20 protein-coding genes are annotated in these 19,723 nt (G+C 55.0%); 9 read left to right on the top strand and 11 right to left on the bottom strand.

Translation table 11 applies throughout. From position 1 onward, the window contains the following. Positions 1–25 precede the first annotated feature (25 nt). The 4 genes from H8695_RS00400 to H8695_RS00385 form a co-directional block, all read right to left on the bottom strand. On the bottom strand, positions 26–457 hold the full coding sequence (locus H8695_RS00400; RefSeq protein WP_249298796.1) for an NfeD family protein: 432 nt from the start codon (positions 455–457) through the stop codon (positions 26–28). Between the two features lie 250 nt (positions 458–707). Next, the gene (ispF, locus tag H8695_RS00395; protein ID WP_249298795.1) at positions 708–1,199 is read right to left on the bottom strand and encodes a 2-C-methyl-D-erythritol 2,4-cyclodiphosphate synthase; all 492 of its coding nucleotides are present in this window, start codon (positions 1,197–1,199) and stop codon (positions 708–710) included. After that, on the bottom strand, positions 1,177–1,992 hold the full coding sequence (gene ispD, locus H8695_RS00390; RefSeq protein WP_249298794.1) for a 2-C-methyl-D-erythritol 4-phosphate cytidylyltransferase: 816 nt from the start codon (positions 1,990–1,992) through the stop codon (positions 1,177–1,179). The genes ispF and ispD overlap by 23 nt, the downstream gene beginning before the upstream one ends. A 135-nt stretch (positions 1,993–2,127) precedes the next feature. Beyond that, positions 2,128–2,613, bottom strand: a complete 486-nt coding sequence (locus H8695_RS00385; RefSeq protein WP_249298793.1) for a CarD family transcriptional regulator — start codon at positions 2,611–2,613, stop codon at positions 2,128–2,130. Between the two features lie 188 nt (positions 2,614–2,801). Here H8695_RS00385 and H8695_RS00380 point away from each other — a divergent pair, with 188 nt between their 5' ends. The 3 genes from H8695_RS00380 (at position 2,802) to H8695_RS11640 (ending at position 5,417) form a co-directional block, all read left to right on the top strand. Next, positions 2,802–4,061, top strand: coding sequence for an ATP-binding protein (locus tag H8695_RS00380; RefSeq protein WP_249298792.1), 1,260 nt, complete (start codon positions 2,802–2,804; stop codon positions 4,059–4,061). A 190-nt stretch (positions 4,062–4,251) separates the two neighbouring features. Beyond that, the gene (locus tag H8695_RS00375) at positions 4,252–4,908 is read left to right on the top strand and encodes a hypothetical protein (RefSeq protein ID WP_249298791.1); all 657 of its coding nucleotides are present in this window, start codon (positions 4,252–4,254) and stop codon (positions 4,906–4,908) included. A 35-nt stretch (positions 4,909–4,943) separates the two neighbouring features. Beyond that, positions 4,944–5,417, top strand: a complete 474-nt coding sequence (locus tag H8695_RS11640) for an S-layer homology domain-containing protein (RefSeq protein WP_249298790.1) — start codon at positions 4,944–4,946, stop codon at positions 5,415–5,417. Positions 5,418–5,566: 149 nt separating this feature from the next. On the opposite strand, the gene spo0A is transcribed toward H8695_RS11640, so the two are convergent. Next, positions 5,567–6,352, bottom strand: a complete 786-nt coding sequence (spo0A, locus tag H8695_RS00365) for a sporulation transcription factor Spo0A (RefSeq protein WP_249298789.1) — start codon at positions 6,350–6,352, stop codon at positions 5,567–5,569. Positions 6,353–6,494: 142 nt separating this feature from the next. Beyond that, positions 6,495–7,706, bottom strand: coding sequence for a SpoIVB peptidase (gene spoIVB, locus H8695_RS00360; RefSeq protein ID WP_249298788.1), 1,212 nt, complete (start codon positions 7,704–7,706; stop codon positions 6,495–6,497). Positions 7,707–7,885: 179 nt separating this feature from the next. Between spoIVB and H8695_RS00355 the strand changes: the two genes are divergently transcribed. From H8695_RS00355 to H8695_RS00335, 5 genes are all read left to right on the top strand, one after another. Then, on the top strand, positions 7,886–8,224 hold the full coding sequence (locus tag H8695_RS00355) for a DNA-processing protein DprA (protein ID WP_249298787.1): 339 nt from the start codon (positions 7,886–7,888) through the stop codon (positions 8,222–8,224). A 141-nt stretch (positions 8,225–8,365) separates the two neighbouring features. Further along, positions 8,366–9,754, top strand: coding sequence for a Sapep family Mn(2+)-dependent dipeptidase (locus H8695_RS00350; protein ID WP_249298786.1), 1,389 nt, complete (start codon positions 8,366–8,368; stop codon positions 9,752–9,754). A gap of 293 nt (positions 9,755–10,047) precedes the next feature. Continuing rightward, positions 10,048–11,094 (top strand): zinc-dependent alcohol dehydrogenase, encoded by a 1,047-nt coding sequence (locus H8695_RS00345; protein WP_249298785.1) that lies wholly within the window; start codon positions 10,048–10,050, stop codon positions 11,092–11,094. A 26-nt stretch (positions 11,095–11,120) separates the two neighbouring features. Then, positions 11,121–12,167: a zinc-dependent alcohol dehydrogenase gene (locus H8695_RS00340; RefSeq protein ID WP_249298784.1), complete on the top strand. Its 1,047-nt coding sequence runs from the start codon at positions 11,121–11,123 to the stop codon at positions 12,165–12,167. A 185-nt stretch (positions 12,168–12,352) separates the two neighbouring features. Beyond that, on the top strand, positions 12,353–13,225 hold the full coding sequence (locus tag H8695_RS00335) for a helix-turn-helix domain-containing protein (protein WP_249298783.1): 873 nt from the start codon (positions 12,353–12,355) through the stop codon (positions 13,223–13,225). Between the two features lie 60 nt (positions 13,226–13,285). On the opposite strand, the gene H8695_RS00330 is transcribed toward H8695_RS00335, so the two are convergent. The 5 genes from H8695_RS00330 to H8695_RS00310 all read right to left on the bottom strand — a co-directional run bounded on the left by H8695_RS00330 (position 13,286) and on the right by H8695_RS00310 (position 17,974). Continuing rightward, positions 13,286–14,029, bottom strand: coding sequence for an ABC transporter ATP-binding protein (locus tag H8695_RS00330; protein ID WP_249298782.1), 744 nt, complete (start codon positions 14,027–14,029; stop codon positions 13,286–13,288). After that, a complete protein-coding gene (locus H8695_RS00325; protein WP_249298781.1) occupies positions 14,016–14,792 on the bottom strand; it encodes an ABC transporter ATP-binding protein in 777 nt (258 codons plus the stop codon). Before H8695_RS00325 ends, H8695_RS00330 begins: the two co-directional genes overlap by 14 nt. Continuing rightward, positions 14,755–15,780 carry a branched-chain amino acid ABC transporter permease gene (locus H8695_RS00320; protein ID WP_249298780.1) on the bottom strand — a complete coding sequence of 342 codons (1,026 nt, stop codon included), beginning with the start codon at positions 15,778–15,780 and terminating at the stop codon, positions 14,755–14,757. Before H8695_RS00320 ends, H8695_RS00325 begins: the two co-directional genes overlap by 38 nt. Positions 15,781–15,790: 10 nt before the next feature. After that, the gene (locus H8695_RS00315; RefSeq protein WP_249298779.1) at positions 15,791–16,663 is read right to left on the bottom strand and encodes a branched-chain amino acid ABC transporter permease; all 873 of its coding nucleotides are present in this window, start codon (positions 16,661–16,663) and stop codon (positions 15,791–15,793) included. A 96-nt stretch (positions 16,664–16,759) separates the two neighbouring features. Next, complete coding sequence (locus tag H8695_RS00310) at positions 16,760–17,974, bottom strand: ABC transporter substrate-binding protein (RefSeq protein ID WP_249298778.1); 1,215 nt, start codon at positions 17,972–17,974, stop codon at positions 16,760–16,762. Between the two features lie 523 nt (positions 17,975–18,497). Here H8695_RS00310 and H8695_RS00305 point away from each other — a divergent pair. Next, positions 18,498–19,682 (top strand): Gfo/Idh/MocA family protein, encoded by a 1,185-nt coding sequence (locus H8695_RS00305; protein WP_249298777.1) that lies wholly within the window; start codon positions 18,498–18,500, stop codon positions 19,680–19,682. Positions 19,683–19,723 lie beyond the last annotated feature (41 nt).

Genomic DNA, 19,723 nt, shown 5'->3' with positions numbered 1-19,723 from the left:
TATACTTTTTTATGGGGTTCATACGCTATTTTCTGCGGACAATGAGCTTGACGCCCTCGATGCGCGCGACCTCTACCGTTGTGCCCGGCTCAATGGGCTCGCCGCTCTCGCTGCGAGCCGACCAGCTCAAGCCGTCCACAAGAACCCGCCCGGTTTCCAGACGGTTGTCAACCGCCGTCTCGACGACGCCGGTCTGGCCGACAGTCCGGTCGAGATTGGTGCGCGTCTTTTTGACGTCGAGCGTCTTTTTCACAAGCGGCCTCGTCACGGCGAGGGCCGCAGCCGATACCACGACAAAGACCACGAGCTGAGCGTAAAAGCTGATGTGCAGCAGCGACGCGAGCATGGCGACGACCGCGCCGAGCGCAAACCAGATGGAGACAAGCTGTACGCTCGCGAGCTCTGCGAGGGCCAGTATGATGGCTGCGATCAGCCACAGAATGGGATACCAGTTCATCTCGGGTCCTCCAATCTAACAGCTATGGATGTACATCATAACCTGTGCGAAAACGCGGCTTGCGTTTTCTGTTAACAGTATATCATTGGCCTCCTTTTTAGCGCAATATTCAAAAGAGAACGCCTGCGATCAAAAAAAGCCCGTTTGGGCCGTTTTTGAAAACCTGCTCCTCCCCCGTCACCGTGGAACACTCTCCCGCAGCCCCCAGCGGCAGGGCTTCTCTTTCGCCGGGACGCGACAACGTTTGCACTCAGAGAAATTGTGTCTTTTCCTGCTGCCCAATCAGACAGACCGCGTGACAGGCAATGCCCTCGAGCGCGCCGGTGAATCCCATGCGCTCCTCTGTCGTCGCCTTGACGTTGACCTGCTGCACCGGGATACCGCAGTCCGCAGCGATGTTCTCGCGCATGTGCTCTAAGAATTCCGCGAGCTTCGGCCGCTGCGCAACGACGGTCGCGTCGATGTTGCCGACCGTGTAGCCCTGTTCCCGGAGCATGCGCACCGTCTCGCGCAGCAGAATCCGGCTGTCGATGCCGCGGTAGCGCTCGTCGCTGTCCGGGAAGTGGCGCCCGATGTCGCCGAGCGCCGCCGCGCCGAGCAGCGCGTCTGCAACCGCGTGGAGCAGGCAGTCGGCATCCGAGTGCCCGTCAAGGCCACGGTCGTGCGGAATCTCCACACCGCCGAGAATGAGCTTTCTTCCCTCTGTCAGCCGGTGGGCGTCATACCCGTGTCCGATCCTCATCGCCCCAGGCCCTCCTCTCCAGAATTGCCTCGCCGACCGCCAGGTCGGCAGGCGTGGTGATTTTGATGTTGTCATAGTCGCCGGGCACGACACTGACGGGCCAGTTCATCTTCTCGAAGAGCTGGCAGTCGTCGGTGAAGTCGAGCTCCTCGCGCTGCGCCACTGCGAGCGCGGTCTTGAGCTCGTCAAAGCCGAATGCCTGCGGCGTCTGAATGGCGTAGAGCTCCGCGCGGTCCACCGTGGCTCTGATGCGGCCGTCGGCCCCGACACGCTTGAGCGTGTCCTTGACCGGTACGCCGAGCGCCGCCGCGCCCGTGCGCAGCGCCTGGGCGACCACTGCATCAATCTGTTCGGGCCGCACAAAGGGGCGCGCGCCGTCGTGGACCGCCACAAGCCGGCACCGCTCGTCCGCCTCACCGAGCCCGGCCTGCATGGACTGCTGGCGTGTCGCACCGCCGCAGACGATCTTCTTGGTCTTGACAAGTCCCCACTCCACCACGAGGTCGCTCACCGCGAGCAGATCCTGCTCACGGGCGGCCACGACGACCTCGTCGACCAGCCGCGCCCGCTCAAACGCCTCAAGCGTGTGAAACAGAATCGGCCGGCCCGCAAGCTCGATCATCAGCTTGCCCTCACCCGCTCCCATGCGCGTTCCGCTGCCGCCGGCGAGGACGACCGCTGTGACAAAGGCGCGCTCGGGCGTCTCGCCGCCGAACAGACGCCGGACTCTGCTGAACAGTGACATGTGCTGCAACTCCCTTACCGTACCGTCCGCGAGCGGGTGCTCTCCCATGACGCGCAGTCTCCCGTTTGCAGACGGCATATTCTCTCTATCTCTATGAGGCTTTGTTCTCGTGCATGACGAACAAAAAAGCCGTGATGACCATCACGGCTTCATTCTATCTTTTTTTCGGGCAAAAAGCAATTCTTACGACTCGCCGAAGAGCGCCGCGTCGAGCTCATGCTCCACCACGTCTTTCTCCCGGTCGGAGGCGAGCACCACTTCGCTTATGAGGATATTCTTCGCCGAGAGCAGCATCTTGCGCTCGCCGTTGGAGAGTCCGCGGTCCCGGTCACGCTCCATGAGCGTTTTGACCACGGCAGCCACGTCCTCGATGCCGCCCTTTTTTAGGCGGAGCATGTTCTCGCGGTAGCGCTTGTTCCAGTTGGAGCACTCGGGAGTGGTGAACTCGCTGAGATTGCGCATGACATAGTCTGCCCGGTCTTTCTTGACCACATAGCGAAGACCCACGTTTTCATTCGGCTTTACGGGAATCATCACTCTCATATCGCCGAGCGGCAGACGGAGAATGTAGTAGGCCTGTGTGGTGCCCAAAATCTCTTTTTCTTCGATGTTTTCAATGACTCCGGCCCCGTGCATCGGATACAGAACCTTATCCCCTACCTGAAACATTTCTTCCTCCTAAATCAACCCCAAGAAGCGAACCGTGCGAAACGGATTGATTACAGTATACTATGAACTCGCGCAAATCGCAAGCGACAGGCATACAATCTGATGACAATCCGGGCTCTGCAGGCTTTTCAAGCGGGCTTTCCTGTGATATTCTGAGAGTATTCCACACCCGCAACGGAGGGATTTTTATGAACCAGAATGACATCCTGCGCTTCTCGCTCAAGGGCGTCACCATCTACAGGGACCTCATGGAGGACCCGGTGCTTGCAAAGCTGCGCAAGCTCACCGGCAAGCAGTTCCAGTCGGCCGAACAGGTCGCCGAGATCTATGCCGAAATGTTCTGTGAGCTCGCGAGCAGCCCCTTTTGCGGCAATCTGACAGACTATGTCTACGACCTCGTGCTCCATGCGGAGAATCTCTTTACACTCAGCTGCGCGCGCGGTGGGTTTGAGAGTCTGCCGGCGCTCCTCACCGGCGCCGCACGAAGCGACCTGCAGGCCCTCTCGCTTCTCGCCCACACGCCCGCCGCCGAACTCAAGGCGCATCTCGCGGACTGCTTTCCCGACTACGCGGCGCTCATAGCAAAGCTGCCCGACTATGAGACCGGCCACAGCCGTTTCGCCTTTGACGGCTGGGACGATCTGCGCGCCCTCGCCGAATCTGTCACACAGCGGGGCTACGGCCGATTCGGGCGCTGGCGCAGCTTCACTTTCGAGTGCGAGTTGGGCGAAGCGGAGCTCATTCCCATCACCCACCCGGATGAGATCACTCTGGCCGATCTCAAGGGCTATGAGCGCGAGCGCGGCACGATTCTCGAGAACACCGAGGCGCTCATGCGCGGTGTGCGCGCGAACAACATCCTGCTCTACGGCGACCGTGGAACCGGAAAGTCCTCGACGGTCAAGGCCATTGTCAACGCCCTCGCCCCCCGCGGGCTGCGGCTTGTGGAGGTGGCAAAGCACAACCTGCGCCACCTCGGGCGGCTGATCGACCGGCTCGCCGGCGTTCCCATGAAGTTCATCGTCTTTGCGGACGATCTCTCTTTCTCGGAGTCGGACGACAGCTACACCGCGCTCAAGGCCGTGCTCGAGGGTTCCTCGAACAAGCTGCCCGACAATATGGTCATCTACGCGACTTCAAATCGCCGCCACCTGATTCAGGAGACTTTCTCCTCGCGCGGCGACGACGAGGTGCATCTCGGCGATACGCTCGATGAGACGGTCAGCCTGTCGGATCGCTTCGGCATCACCGTGACTTTCACAACGCCGAAAAAGGCGGAATTTATGGAGATTGTGCGCCAGCTCGCCGCCGATCACGGCCTGTCGCTGCCGGTAGACACGCTCGAATCGGGCGCCAACAGCTGGGCGACAAGGCGGGGCAGTTTCTCGCCGCGAACGGCAAAGCAGTATGTCAACTATCTGCTCGCCAGGGAGAACGGGCAGAGCTGAATCGCCGCGTGCAGCGGACCGGCCGGAATTTGCGGGTGATTTGTTGAAAGCGCACTCTTTTTGTGGTATAAATTTTATAATTCCTCTCTATTGTGAGCGTTGCAAGCCGAAAGCATCGCCGCTTTTGAAGAGACATTCGGGCAGCCCAAAACTCTGCCCGGTGAAATATCAAAGGAAAGGAAAGAGCATTATGAAAACAAAACGAACAGGCAAATTTCTCGCGCTTTTGCTGGCGCTTGTCCTGGTCGTCGGGCTGGTTCCGACGGCAGTGGCGGCCGAAGAGGATACCAGCTGGATGAGCGAGCCGGTAGACAGGCTCAATGAGATTCTTGGCAGCGATGTCTTTGTCGCCAGCACCGCGCCGATCACGTACGGAGAAATCGCCGCCGTTTTGCGTGCTGCCGGCTATGACGGCGGAAAATTCGCCCAGAACACCGCCGCCACCGCCACGCGGGCCGACGGCTGTGAGGCGATCGCCGTGCTGTTTCAGCTCCCCGTGGGCGACGGCTCCGCGATTCAGTATTTCTTCGACCATAAATACATAAACGGTACCGCAGAGGGCGAGCTGAATGAGAGCGGCGCTCTCAGTGCAGCGGAGTTCGCTGTGCTCACCGACAGACTCTACAGTGAGTTAGGCGGTTTTGCGACTCCCCCGACAACTCCCGGCGAGGGTGAGGGTGAGTCCACAACTCCCGGCGAGGGCGAGAGTGAGGGCGATCCGACGACTCCCGGCGGGGAAAGCGGAAGCTCCGACTTCGACGGGCTTGCCTCTGAATGGGCCAAAGAGGAGCTGAAAAAGGCCGATTCTCTCGGGCTGATCCCCGACTGTCTCGTGGACAGGATCTGACGGAGGATATCACAAGAGCCGAGTTTGCCGCCGTGGTGGTCAAGGTGTATGAGGCGCTCTCCGGCACTGCCGCCATTCCCGCTGTCAACGATCCTTTCACCGACTGCACCGATGTCGAAGTGCTGAAAGCCTACAACATCGGTGCGGTGGGCGGTGTCACCGAGAACACCTATGAGCCGGATTCGCTTTTGAGCCGCGAGCAGGCCTCCACCATGCTGACAAGAGTGTTCAAGAAAGTCTCCATTCCGGGCTGGACGCTCGCCACTGACGACCAATTCAGCCTGAACTACACAAAGCCCGCTCCTTTCGCTGACGACGCGCAGATCTCCGACTGGGCCAAAGACAGCGTCTACTTCATGGCTGCCAACGGCATCATGGGCGGCATGGACAACAACATGTTCGCGCCGAAGAATGTCACCACCAAGCAGCAGGCTGAGGGCTATGCCAACGCCACCCGCGAGCAGGCGCTTTTGATCGCCGTGAGAATGGTTCTCAATCTCGGCAACTGATACGCCCCTCCCCTGAAACAGGCGAACAGCGACGAGCCGGTACGCAGACTTTTCCGATGCGTACCGGCTCTTTTTTTGTAAATTTATCAAAAGCGCCGGGAAGAACACATCGGTTCCTCCCGGCGCCTCGCGTCCCGGTTGAGACTCACTCAGCTGCACTTGAGCTGGAGTATGAGCTTGTCGGCAATCATGGCGATGAACTCGCTGTTTGTCGGCTTGCCCTTGTTGGTATGTACCGTGTAGCCGAAATAGTGGTTGAGCGTATCGACGTTGCCTCTGTCCCACGCAACCTCAACTGCGTGGCGAATGGCGCGCTCGACTCTGGAAGATGTTGTCGAAAACTTTTTTGCAACAGCCGGGTACAATAACTTTGTAATGGAGTCGATGACCTTGATGTCGTTGATCACCATGATGATGGCCTCGCGCAGATACTGGTAGCCTTTGATGTGTGCCGGTACGCCGATCTCATGGAGAATTTCGGTGACGTACTTCTCGATGCTGACCTCTTTTCTGCGTTCGGCCATGCTGTTGTCGATGTGCGGCACCGCGCTTCTCGCCCCACTCCCGGCGAAGAGCCTGATGCGCTCGGCGAGCAGCTCATAGTCGTTGTCCTTGTAGAGATAATACGATGCGCCAAGATTGATTGCCTGCTCCGTCAGCTCCTCATTGCCGATGCAGGAATAGATGATGATCACCGGGCGCTTTTTGAGCTCCATACTCGAAAGCGCCTTGAGCACGCCGATGCCGTCGACTCTCGGCATGCACATGTCGAGAAGAAGAACGTCCGGCTGGTGCTCCTTGACCATTTGAATTGCCATTTCCCCACTTTTGGCAATCCCGGTCACCTCAAAACCGTAGGATTCCAAAATCCCCTTGGTAACAAGGCTCCCGTCATAGTTGTCATCCGCAATCAGGATTTTGCTTTTCTCTTCCATTGTCTCACACACTCCCAAAACAAAGATTATGACAATAGATTACCATTAAATGGAATACTATGCAAGCCTTTTTTTCCAAATTTTTCAAATTTATGTACACGATATTGTGGATAAAGGCAATTTATCCACAATATCGGCAAATTCAGGACTGATTTTGTGTTTTTATCTGGCGGATTTCTTCGATCATGTTTTCAATGAAGATTCCATAGCCCTTTGTGGGGTCGTTGACCAGAACATGCGTGACGGCGCCGATGAGTTTTCCATCCTGGAGTATCGGGCTGCCGCTCATGCCCTGCACGATTCCGCCGGTCTTTTTGAGCAGCTCTTCATCGGTCACTTTGATCATCATGTTTTTCGATGTTGTGCCGCTGCCTCTCATCACCTTGGTGATTTGAATTTCATACTCCTGCGGCTGATCGCCGTCGACCGTTGTCAAAATCGTTGCGGGCCCCTCGTGGATCTCGTCGCTTGACGCGGCCACCATGGCCTCGCCCTGCGCGTACTGTTCGTTTTCGATTATACCATAAATTCCTGTCTCACTGTTGCCCAGAAGCGAACCGATGACGACACTCTCGTCAAAGGTGCCGATCAGCTCGCCCGGGGCGCCTTTTTCTCCTCGGTTGACATCCATGATTTGCGCTTTTACCACACTTCCGGAATAGAGCGGCATGATATCCCCGGTATCCACATCACAGATTCCGTGGCCGAGACCGGCAAATACTCGGTTCTCCGGGTCTACAAAGGTCATCGTGCCGATGCCGGCCGTACTGTCCCTCACCCAGAGTCCCACTTTGTATTTTGAGTCGTCGGAACACAAAACGGGTACAAGCTCTGTTTCAAAGACGGTGTCCTGACGGGAGACCTTGAGCTTTACCGGCGTTCCCGCACCGTTTTCAAAGCAGCTTGCCACCTCTTCAATGGTCGATACTCTCACCCCATTCATTTCCAATATGATGTCTCTCACCCGGATTCCCGCGAGGTAGGCTGGATTCTTGTCGCCGTCGGCTGTGTGTATATCCGACATGCCGACCACCATCACGCCGTTTGTAAACAGCTTTACTCCGAACGTGCTGCCCGAGGGGATCAGCGTCGTGCGCTTGAGCACGCTGACCGAGACCTCCTTGATGGGCACCACCCCGAAGAGCTTCGCCTGCATGACCTGCTGGCCTACGGTGTCAAACGGATTTTCGCCCTCCGACGCCGTCTCCAGCACGACTGGTGCAATGGTTTCGTTGAGCCTGTTCCCCTGAAAAATCGCGATGCTGTCAGGAACGGAACTTCGCACAGACTGGTAGAGTAAAAGCGGAGTGATCACAGTGCAGAGCACGAGAAAAAATGCAAAGAACTTTGTCATTTTTTTCTTCAAATTGCATCCCTCCGTTCCCTCTTAATATGGATGGAACGAAGAGAATTATTTGTTACAATTTTTATGCTGATTGGCAGGGAAAACACGAGCTGCCTTTTTTGAGCGCCGAATTTGAATTTTGTAAAATTTTGATTTATAATTGAGAAAAAGCTTTGGGATGTGGATTTGTGAAAGTCGCTATCATCGGCTCGCGCAAGGCGCCCGAGTCAGTCTATGAGCTGCTCGCGCAGTATGTGCCGCTCAACGCCTCTGAGATCGTCAGCGGCGGCGCCGTTGGAATCGACCGGCTCGCCGAGCGCTACGCGCGGGAAAACGGCCTTGCGCTGAAGACCTTTCTGCCAAACTACCACAAATATGCCAAGAGTGCTCCGCTCGAGCGCAATCGCCAGATCGTCGCCTACAGCGATCTGGTGCTCGCCGTGTGGGATGGAAAATCGCCCGGCACAAAGTTTGTCATCAACTACTGTCTCGAACAGGGCCGCGCCGTCAAAGTTATTCTCTACTGAAAAGAGCCGCGTTACACAGCCGTAACGCGGCTCTTTTGCATGTCTGTTTTTGCGCGGGCAAGAATCTACTTATGACAATGTTGCACGAGCCGCTTTTGTGTTATAGTTGCCTTGAATCTTTTTCAGACAGGGAGTGATCGTATGGATATCAAAAAATTTGTCGCCGACAACGAAAGCAACATCAAGCGTGACATCAAACGGCTGGTGAACATCAAAAGCGTAAAGTCTGCCGCCATGCCCGGCGCTCCCTACGGGAAGGGCGTGCGCGACTGTCAGCTGGAAGCCATGAAGATCTGCTCCGAGCTCGGCATGAATGTGACGGACTGCGATGGGCATATCGCCTTTGGTCACTACGGCAGAGAAGACCGCTTTCTCGGCATCATCGGCCACATCGACGTCGTTCCCGAGGGCAGCGGGTGGGACAGCGAGCCCTACCGCTGCATCGAGCGGGACGGCTGTCTGGTCGGGCGCGGCGCCTCCGACAACAAGGGACCGTTTGTCATCACCGCCTACGCCGTAAAATACCTCATTGAAAACAACATCCCTCTCAACTACGGCATCCGGTTTCTGATCGGACTCGATGAAGAGAGCGGCATGAGCGACATCGCATACTACAAGCGCCGCTACCCGCAGCCGGTCTTTACGTTCACACCCGACTTCCACTTCCCCGTCGGCAACGGCGAAAAGGGAATTTATACGGCGGACCTTGTATCACAGCAGCTCGAAGACGGAGCCATTTTGGAGCTTACAGGCGGTGTGGTCACCAACGCCGTGGCCGACCGGGCGAGCGCCTTGCTGAAAAGAGAAACCTATGATTTGGTGCAAAGAGCGGCTCAGGGCCGCGAAGAAATTGCCGTTGAGCTGACCGAACGGGGCGTCTCGGTTCTTGCGACCGGCCGCGCCGCCCATGCCGCCATGCCCGAAAAAGGCGTGAATGCCAACCATCTGCTCATGCAGTTTCTCTGCGAAACAGGGGCGCTCCAGGGCGAAGAGGCCGCAGCCGCACAGTTTATCAAATTGGCCACCGAACACTTTGACGGCCGTGCGTTCGGCATCAATATACCGGACGGACGATTTGAGCCCACAACAATCATCGGCGGCATGCTCTCTCTGCGCGACAACCGGCTGGTGCTGAACGTCAACTGCCGCTACAACACGGCGCTCTCCCCCGAGGAGCTCGCGCTCCACATCGCCTCAACGGCTCGGGAAAACCGCTTTGAGGTCCAAAATGTATCGAACAGCCCCTACTTCTATCTGGAGCCGGATCATCCCGGCGTAAGAGCGCTCTGCTCCATTTACGGCGAGGCGGTCGGTGAACCCGACATACAGCCCATGCTCTTATCCGGCGGCACCTATGCGCGCTGCATGGACAATGCGGTCAGTTATGGGGCCACGTTCCACGACGCGGTAAAGCCCTCCTGGGCCGGAAACGGCCACATGAAAAACGAGGCCTACGATTTTACAAAGGCGCTGCGCGCCTGCGAAATATACATAGAGACCCTGTTGAGGCTGCAGGAAATCTCTCTGTGAAGAGAATACGCCGCCATAAAGCGGGCTCGTATCATGCGATACGAGCCCGTTTTTTCATGCTCATGCCCCTTGCGATTACGCACTTATTGCAATCTCGCAACCAACAATAACACTGTATCTGCTTTTTAAATTTCAGTATTATAAATTCAATGAAACAATCGCAATGCCTCAATACCGGGTTTTCCACACACGTCAGTATTTGCAAGGTTTTCGCAGGGCTCTCTACAATCTGCAATGCATCTCATTGGCTCGTTTCCCGGTATCGCGGCAACTCGAAATTGGGAGGTGCGCAAATGAAAGGTATGATGAAAGCGGCCGTCAAGGTCGACGAGCAGAAGAGGTATGTGGTAACCGAGGTACCCATTCCCGAACTCGGCCCGCTGGACGTACTGGTGAAAGTGCATACCATCGGGCTCTGCGGCACAGATGTCGCCATTCGCAACAACACGTTTATGGGGCGGCACGGCCCGGTAAAGCCGCCGCTGATTCCGGGGCACGAGTTTACCGGCGAGGTCGTGGATGTTGGCCCTGCCGTCTCCCGATTCAAGGTGGGCGACAAAGTATTTGAACGGCGCTCGCTGTACTGCGGCGTCTGCCGCGAGTGCATCGCGGGCAGAAAATGCACGCACTGGGTTCACTGGGGCATTGACAAAAACGGCGGTTTTGCGCAGTATGCGGCCATTCATGAGCAGTCGCTGTTTCCTCTTCCCGATTTTCTGCCCTACAGGCATGCGCCCCTGACTGAAAACGCCGCGATGGCGGTTCGCATCGCCACGCAAAACGGGATCGCCGCCGGCAGCACAGTCGCCATTTTCGGCCCCGGCTCCTGCGGTCAGCTGCTTGTGCAAACGGTGAGCATGGCATCCCCTCTTCGCCTGATTATGGTCGGCCTCGGGGATGATGAGCAGCGTCTCAAAAAGTCTCTTGAGCTCGGCGCAACCGACGCGATCAACGCCGACGCTGAGGACCCGGTCAAAAAGATCATGGAACTCACAGACGGCCACGGCGCCGATTTCGCGATCGAGGTCACGGGCAAATCCGCCGCTGTGGAAAATGCCATTCACTCTCTTGCCGTCAGCGGCACCTGCATCGTGGCCGGCAGCGGCTTTGAGGGGAAACCCGTTCACTTCAAGCCCTGGAATTTTGTCCGCAACGAAAACGTCATCAAGACCATCCAGGGCTACAATGGTCTGGCCTATGTCACCATGCTCGATCTGTACAAATCCGGGAAACTGGATTTTGACTCGGTGATTACCCGGTATATGCCGCTTGACCAAGTCAACGAAGCATGCGACCTGGTTGAAGCCAAGCAGGCCGTTAAAATTATGCTGAATCCCTGAGGTAACAATGAAAGGAGCTGTATCAAATGACCGGAACGATGAAAGCCGCCGTCAAGGTTGACGAAACCAAAAAGTACGTTGTAAAACAGGTTCCCATTCCGGAGCTCGGACCGCTCGATGTACTCATGAAAGTCGATACCATCGGACTCTGCGGCACCGACGTCGCGATTCGCAACAACACGTTTATGGGGCGTCATGGCCCTGTGATTCCCCCGCTGATTCCGGGGCACGAGTTCTGCGGCACCGTGGTGGAAGTTGGCTCTCAGGTATCCAAATTCAAGGTCGGCGAGCGCATTCGCGAGACGCACTCCCTGTATTGCGGTGTCTGCCGCGAATGCATTGCGGGCAGAAAGTGCACCCACTGGATTCACTGGGGCATCGACCGCAACGGCGGCTTTGCCGAATACGCCGCAATCCACCAGGAATCTCTCGGGCACGTGCCCGATTTCATGCCTTTTAAACATGTGCCGCTGATTGAAAACGCCGCTCTGGCCGTGACCGCGGTCTACGATACCAACATTCAGCCCGGCAGTATTGTTGCCATTTTCGGCCCGGGGTCCTGCGGTCAGCTCTGCGTGCAGACCGTCAAAATGACCTCGCCGCGGAAGATCATCATGGTCGGCTTGAGCGACGACGAGGAGCGTCTGGAGGCCTCCAAGCGGCTCGGCGCAACCGATGTGATCATGGCTGACAAGGAGGATGCTGTCGCAAAAATCCTTGAATTGACCGACGGACACGGCGCCGATTATACCATTGAAGTCACCGGCAAGGTGGGCGGCGTTGAGAACGCCATTCACTCTCTCGCGGTCAGCGGTACCTGCATCATCGCCGGCAGCGGCTTTGAGGGCAAAACGGTCAGCTTCCGCCCCTGGAACTTCGTGCGCAACGAGAACGTCATCAAGACCATTCAGGGGTATTCCATGCCCGCCTACGTGACGATGCTGGATCTGTATCAGGATGGCAAGCTCGACTTTGACGCGGTCATTTCCCACTACATGAAACTCGACGAGGTCAACGAGGCCTGCGACATGGTCGAACAGAAAAAGGCCCTCAAAATCATGATGACGCCGTGATCTGTTTTCCCGTCGCAATAAATTGAAAAACATAATATCGAAAGAGTAACCGTATCCCAACCACAGAAAGGATTGTTGTCTGTATATGCAGTCAGCAATCCTTTCTTAAATATATATAAGCTCGGTTTTTATTGCATCATTACGTATTCACTATCTAAATCAAGCTAAAAGGGACGAGGTTATCAATGCGTTTACAAAAATCGGAATTGATAAAATACAACGAATCTCTTCTGGAAAAGTTCTCGATTCGGTATCTCTCAGGAAAAAACGAACAGAATCTGCATCTGCACTGCCATGATTTTCATGAGCTGGTTTTCATTGTAGACGGCAGCGTCGCCTATCAGATTCCGTCCGGTGTTTTTAAACTCAAGCCGGGAGATATGGTATTTATACGTGCCTATGAAAAGCATGGCCCCCATCTGCTCAATCCCAACACACTCTATGAGCGCATCACTCTGCAGATCAAGCAGAAGACACTGGACGATCTTTCACGGGGAGGCATAGACTTCTCTGTGTGCTTTAAACAGAGCACCCTGGAAATTTACCGATTTCCCTACTATGTCCAAAGCCAGATCCGCATGCTTCTGGGCAAGATTCTCACCGTCTACCAGGAGCATCCGTTCGGGTACGAGGTGCTGTCGGACATCTATCTCTCAGAGCTCTTTGTAAAAATAGCAGAGCTGTTCTACGACGAGAATTCGACCGCGCCTACCGCCAGGCTCCAGCCAATTCAGCTGCTCAACATGATCGAACAATATATCATTGAAAACATTGACTCCCCCATTTCCATCAACGATATTGCAAATTATGTCTGTATGAACAAATACAGCGTCATGCGCTTTTTCAAGGATCTTACCGGCAGTACAGCTTATCAGTATATCATCAATAAGCGCTTGGAAATTGCGGAAAATCTCATCCGCTCCGGTGTTACTTTCAGCAGCGCAGCAGAGCAATGCGGCTTTAGCGACTACTCCTGTTTTTACCGTTGTTTTCTAAAAAAGTATCACGTTTCCCCCCAAAAATATTTTGCAGATCTCAAGGACAAGCAATATCGGTGATGCCATTGGCGAACAGAAAGCGGGCGACAAATGTCGCCCGCTTTCTGTACTCTGAGTGGATCAATTTCCCACGTGCACACTCTCATTGGCGTGGGCGCCGAGGTACGCTCTCGTAACCTGAGGATCTGTGCGCAATTCGTCGGCCGGGCCGTGAACCGCGATCTTCCCCTGATCGAGCACATAGGCATAATCGGATATTTCAAGCGCAAGATTTGCATTCTGCTCTATGAGAAGAATGGGAATGTGGTGCGTCCGATTGATCTCAACTATCTTTTTAAACATCTCGTCGACCAGCTTCGGCGCCAGGCCCATTGAGGGCTCGTCGAGCATGAGAAGCTTTGGACGCGCCATCATACCACGCCCGATGGCCAGCATCTGCTGCTCGCCGCCCGAGAGGCTCCACGCCTTTTGATCCTTTCTCTCCAGGAGTCTCGGAAAGAGCTCATAGACTTTTTCCAAGTCCTCATCGTAGGGCTTTCTCCCGAAAAAGCCATGCCAGTTGATGGTGCCCATCTCGAGATTTTCTCGAACCGACAGGCCGGGAAATACGAGGCGGCCCTCCGGCACATGCACGATTCCCTTTCGCACGGTCTGCAGGCTGTTGCACTTTGAGATATCCTCTTCGTCCCATGTGATAAGCCCTGTGCGATTGACAATTCCGGATATCGACTTGAGCAGCGTGGTCTTGCCGGCTCCGTTCGCTCCGATGATCGTGCAGATCTGCCCATCCCGGATTTCGAGATCAACGCCTCTGAGCGCCTCAATCGTCCCATAGTAGGCGTGAAGATTACTAATTTTGAGCATGACTCTTCCTCCCCAAATAGGCTTCTATGACCGCCGGGTTCGACGCGATCTCTTTCGGGGTCCCCTCGGCAATCAGCTTGCCGAAATTGAGCACGATGATCCTGTCGCAGACATTCATGACAAGATCCATCTGATGCTCGATGAGAACAACGCCAATTCCCTTGCTCACCGCGTATCGCAGGAGATTTTCTGCATACTGGAGCTCCTTTGTGTTCAACCCGGCCGCCGGCTCGTCGACAAGCAGCACTTTCGGATGCGCAAGCAGCGAGCGCACAATCTCAAGGCGCTTTCTCTGGCCAAAGGGAAGCGCGTTGATGTCGCTGTGCCAATCGATTGCAAAGCCCGCATACTCCATGAGCTCTTCGACCTCCTGCTCAAATTCGAGGTTCTGCTTGCCCATGAAAGATTTGAAAAAGCCGATTTGGCTGCCGAGGTCTGTGCCGAGCATCAGGTTGTCACGAATGGAGGAGCGGTGCAGGAAACGGGGCGTTTGAAATGTTCTGCCAAGGCCCATTCTGGCCCGGTTGTGAGAGGGTACCTTTGTCACGTCCCGGCCATCCAGGTACACCTTGCCCGAGTCGCACTGATAAATGCCGCTGATGAGATTCAGCAGTGTGGTTTTGCCGGCGCCGTTCGGGCCAATCAGGCCCATGATCTCACCCGAAGCCACATGGAAAGAGACGTGGTCAGCCGCTGTGAGTCCGCCAAATGTAATGGTCAGTTCCTCAGCTCTTAAAAGCTCCTGTGCGTTCTTCGCTTTCAACGCGGCTCACCTCCTTTTTCACCATGATCTTACCTTTCAGTTTTTCATATGCTGTTTTGATCAATCCGTGAATGCCCATCGGCATGAATATCATCAGCAAAATCAGCATGATGCCCTGAATCAGGCGCATATACTCCTGAATCGGCCGCAGCATTTCCGGCATAAACTGAATGAGAAATGCGCCGCCGAGCGCACCCACCGTGCTGTTGATGCCGCCGAGCATCACCATCATGAGCAGATTCTGCTGCACGTTAAACGTGAAGAGCGATGCGCTCACAACGCCGTTGTGGTACGCCACCAGCATTCCGGCAATCGCCGAAAACATCGAGCCGATCGTAAAGGCAATTCTCTTGGTCCTGCGGATGTTGACTCCCAGTGTTTCCGCCGCCACCGCATTGTCCCGAATGGACATCAGGCTTCTTCCGAGAGAGCTCTTGCGAATTCGGGACACAATAAACATAATGATCAGCGCAATGCCTGAGAGAAGCAGGCACCAGTCGCTCAGCGAGCGGAACTGGAACCCGAAAAGCTCGAGCTTGGGTATGCCGTTGATGCCGTCCGCGCCGTTTGTAAGCGGTTTGTAATTCTGAAAAACCGTTGCCATCATGTTGCACAGGCCAATGGTACCAAACACAAAATAATAGCTGGAAAGGCGCACAAGCATGATGGAGAGGATGTAGGCGATCAGGGTTGCGCCCGCCACGGCGAGAAGCCCCGCCAGCGGCGTCGGCAGACCGAAGTTCTTCGAGAGCTGCGCCGTGAAAAACGCGCCGAAGCCCATAAACGTGACCGTCGCCATCGGCATCATGCCGCCCATTCCGAGCATGACCGTATAGCCCATTGCCGAGATAAAATAAATAATGGCGGAGTTTACAATCGTCAGCTGATAGTTGTTGCACTGTTTGGAGAGCAGCACGATGGCCGCTATGGCAACAAGGACCAAAAACAGCTTCAGCAGCGTGTTGGATTTTAAAATACTCTTCTTCATCTTTCCTCCCTCACGCTTTCTCTTTGAGTTGGATTTCACCGAAGATCCCCTGCGGTCTGATCAAAAGGGTCAAAAGCAACACGCCGAAGACAATGACATCCTTGTATACGGTTGTAAAATAGGTGCTGTAGGACTCGATCAGGCCAATCATCAGACTGCCGATCACAGCTCCTTTCACGCTGCCAAAGCCGCCGAGGACCATCGAGGCAAAGGCCTTGGACTGAAGGGAGTTGAGCGTTGTTCTCACAAGGAAAATCGGCGCCACCAGATAGCCCGCAAATCCCACGATCATCATGACGATGATGTATGTACCAAGCGTTGTCAAAATGGACGGAATGCCGATCAGATTGGCCGCATAGCTGTTCTGTGCCGCGGCGAGCATGGCGCGGCCCGCGTAGAGCTTGTCAAACAGAAGATACACCGCGACCATGACCAACAGACTTACAAAAAAGACAACAATATACTGCCACTGAAGAACAAAAGAACCTATGGTCAACGTGCCGGGAATGATCGGCTCCATCGGCTTGACCATGGAACCACAGACAAGCAGGCAGACCTCCTGGATAACCATGCCCGCGCCCAGAGTACACACCATGATTGCCTGGTTCCACTTTGTTTTTCGAAGAGGGTAGTAACAGGTGAACATGAACGTCGTTCCAAAACAGGCAAACAGGACAATCATCAGCAAAATCATCGGCAGCCCGTTTAAGTTCAGACGGTCCATCAAGAAGAACGCCGTAAAGGCGCCGAGTGCGAGCAGATCGCCCTGCGCATAGTTGGTGACGCCGACAGAGCGAATCAGCAGCAGCAAACCGACAGACAGCATGGCATATATCATTCCCATTGCAAGGCCGCTGCCGGTCAACGAAAGAAACATCCCCATAGCAACAAGCTACTCCTCTCTATTTTTGGTCTCTACATTATCGGGGCTTCAAAACATCCGTTCTGAAGCCCCGATTCTCTTCTTTTCAGATCCTGATTAGTCTCTGAATACCTGCTCTCCGAAGTTGATTTCGCCGCCTTTAATTTCGGCAATCCATCCGTAGTTCGCCAGAGAGTGGTCGTCGTGGTAGCTGTAGCTGGTCATCTTGCCCTGCTCATCGGAAAGCTGGCTGAGGCCCTCGTTGATCGACTCGGGATCGGCAGAGCCCGCTTTTTCGGCCGCAGCTGCGAGATAGTAAACCGCATCATAGTTCGCAGTTTCAGACCAGCTCGGGCGCCCAAGTTCCGCAGAACCTCTCGCCATTACGTCTGTGATGTAATCCTGCAGTCCGGGCGTGTCCGCATCGAGATTAAACTCCGAGATTCCAAACCATCCCTCGCCTGCGCCGTCGGTCAGAACATCGACAAAGGCATAGGAGAGGTTTCCGGAGGAGGTGGCAACTGGTTTGTCATAGCCGAAGTTCTTAACCGTCTCAGCAAGCAGAACGCCGTCCTGCTGGTTGGTGCAGAAAATGGCAAGGCCGTCGTTCTCCGTGGCCATGACCTGGGTCATGATCGGCGTAAAGTCGGACGTGGTCGTTCTGTCAAATCCGAAATCGCCCGCAATCTTGCCGCCGAGGCTCTCCATCGTCTTGACATAGGTATCGTGCTGGCTCTGGCCGGCAGCCTCGGTCATCCAGATGATGCAGGGGTTTTGGACGCCATAGGTTTCAAAGTGGATCTTCGCGAGAATTTCCGTTGTGATGGTGTCGGGCAGACGGCACTGCCAGAGGTAGGGATTCTCCAGCGCAATGATACCGGAGCTGTTGCCCAGTGTGATATTGGGGATTTCGGATTCCCGGATGATCTCCGAGCCCGCGACGGTCAGCGTACTGTTGGAGTAGCCGATGGTCGCGCTGATCCCCTCTGTGTTCACAGCCGCCTGCAGCGCATTGATGAAGCTCTGCTGGTCCGCGCCCACATCAAAGTAGACAAGCTCCACATCCTGACCCAGAACGCCGCCGTTTGCGTTGATCTCCTCAACAGCGAGTTCCGTCGCGCGTCTTGTGCGATCTCCCGTCTCTTTGCTTGCGCCGGTAAGGGCCGTGAGAATTCCGATCTTCAAAGGTTCGCCTGTGGTCGTCGTACCGGGATCGTTGTTGTCCCCTTCATTCCCCGTATTGCCCGGATCGTCGCTGGCCGGTGTTTTGTTACAGGCAGCCAAACTGAAGCAGAGAACAATTGCGAGGAGAAGTGCCAATAGTTTTTTCATGGTTTTGCTCCTTTCGTCCCTAAAAGATTCTAAGATGTTGTCTATTTTAAAAACATCAGCATTTCACCAATGTCCTTAAAACCGCGGTGGGCAGACTCACTGTAAAACTCCGAAACAACTCTCTCCATGTCAATTTTCACGCACCGTCAACTTGACCAGATTCTATATGGTTAATGGTAACATTATTGGCAGATGTAGCTACAGTGTTAATTTCCTCTCCATCATTGCAAATAATGATTTTTCTGTTCCAATTTAACAATTTCGTGTTCTTTTCAGTCCGCCGCCGGCAGCCATTTCGATAAAAAGCATGTGTTTTTTCCCTCTTTCGGCAGTTCCAGGCGGGGCAGATCACTCCCTCTCTATATCGGAAGAAAAAACTTGAGGCAGAAAATCAGAATTTGCAATGCTCTCCGTTCTATTTACATAGGCGCCCCGCTTTTTTGCATGTTAAGATAAATTAGACAGGAATCAGCTGTCAAAGTGTCTGGCTTTTGTGAATTTTGAAACATAGGAGGTCGCGTGCATGAAAACACTGAAAGTTGGCGTGGTGGGCGCCGGATTTGTTTCCAACATTCACCTCGACGCCTACCGGCGCGTGTCGGGGGACGTCAAAATGGAGGTTGTTGGCATTACCGCCAAGGACAATGCAGAAGAGTATGCAAAAAAATTCGGCATTGGGCGTGTCTACCGTGATTTTGAAGAGATGATCGCCGATCCGGAGATCGATGTTGTCGACATCTGTGTCCCCAATGTGCTCCACGCCGATTTCTGCGTGCAGGCGGCAAACGCCGGCAAACACATCATCTGTGAAAAGCCCCTGACCGGCGGATTCGGCGTTGACAGTCCGGACCGGCCGGCCGGTAAGACCCCGAAAAAAGAGCTCTATTTTGAAGCCATGAAAAACGCCGACCGAATTGTGGAGGCCGCAAGGAAGAACAACGTGAAAATCTGCTACGCGGAGGACTTTGTCTACGCGCCGGTTGTGGAAAAGGCCAAGCGGATTCTCAAAAAGAGCGGCGGCGCCATTCTTGAAATCCGTACTGAGGAGAGCCACAGCGGATCCCATGCGGACTACTCGCGTCACTGGCGTCTGGCCGGCGGCGGCTCTCTGCTTCGCATGGGTTCCCACCCCATCGGTCTCGCGCTTCATTTAAAGCGCTACGAGGGGCTGCTCAAATACGGCAAGCCCATCGAGGTCAAATCCGTGGTCGCCGACGTCGCCACACTCACTCACACCGAGGCATTCCAAAAGCATCATCAGGAGTGGATCGTGGACAAATGGCAGGATGTTGAGGACTGGTCGACTGTTGTCATCACGTTTGAAGACGATACCAAGGCTCTGATCTCTGCGAACGACACAACACTCGGTGGTATCGTAAATACACTGGACATCTTCACCACCAATACCGTGCTCCACTGCAATATGGCCTCAAACGACTCCGTGAAAGCATACACTCCGTCCGCCAGCACCTACGGCGACGAGTACATATCGGAAAAAATCGAAACGACGGCAGGATGGACGTTCCCCTCCCCCGATGAGGATTACATGCGCGGCTACCCCCAGGAGATGCAGGACTTTGCCGAGGCAATCGCCGGCGACCGCGATCCCATCTCTGACGGCGAGCTGGGTCGGCAGGTCGTCAAAGTGATCTACGCCGCCTACATCAGCGCCGAGACCGGCACCCGCGTTGAGCTGGCCGATCTCTGAGTGTCCACACGAAGCGAGAGCCGTATTTCATAAACTTCGCT

It is taken from the genome of Feifania hominis (assembly GCF_014384765.1).
GTDB lineage: Bacteria > Bacillota > Clostridia > Oscillospirales > Feifaniaceae > Feifania > Feifania hominis.
This window is presented reverse-complemented; position numbering and strand designations above follow the sequence as displayed.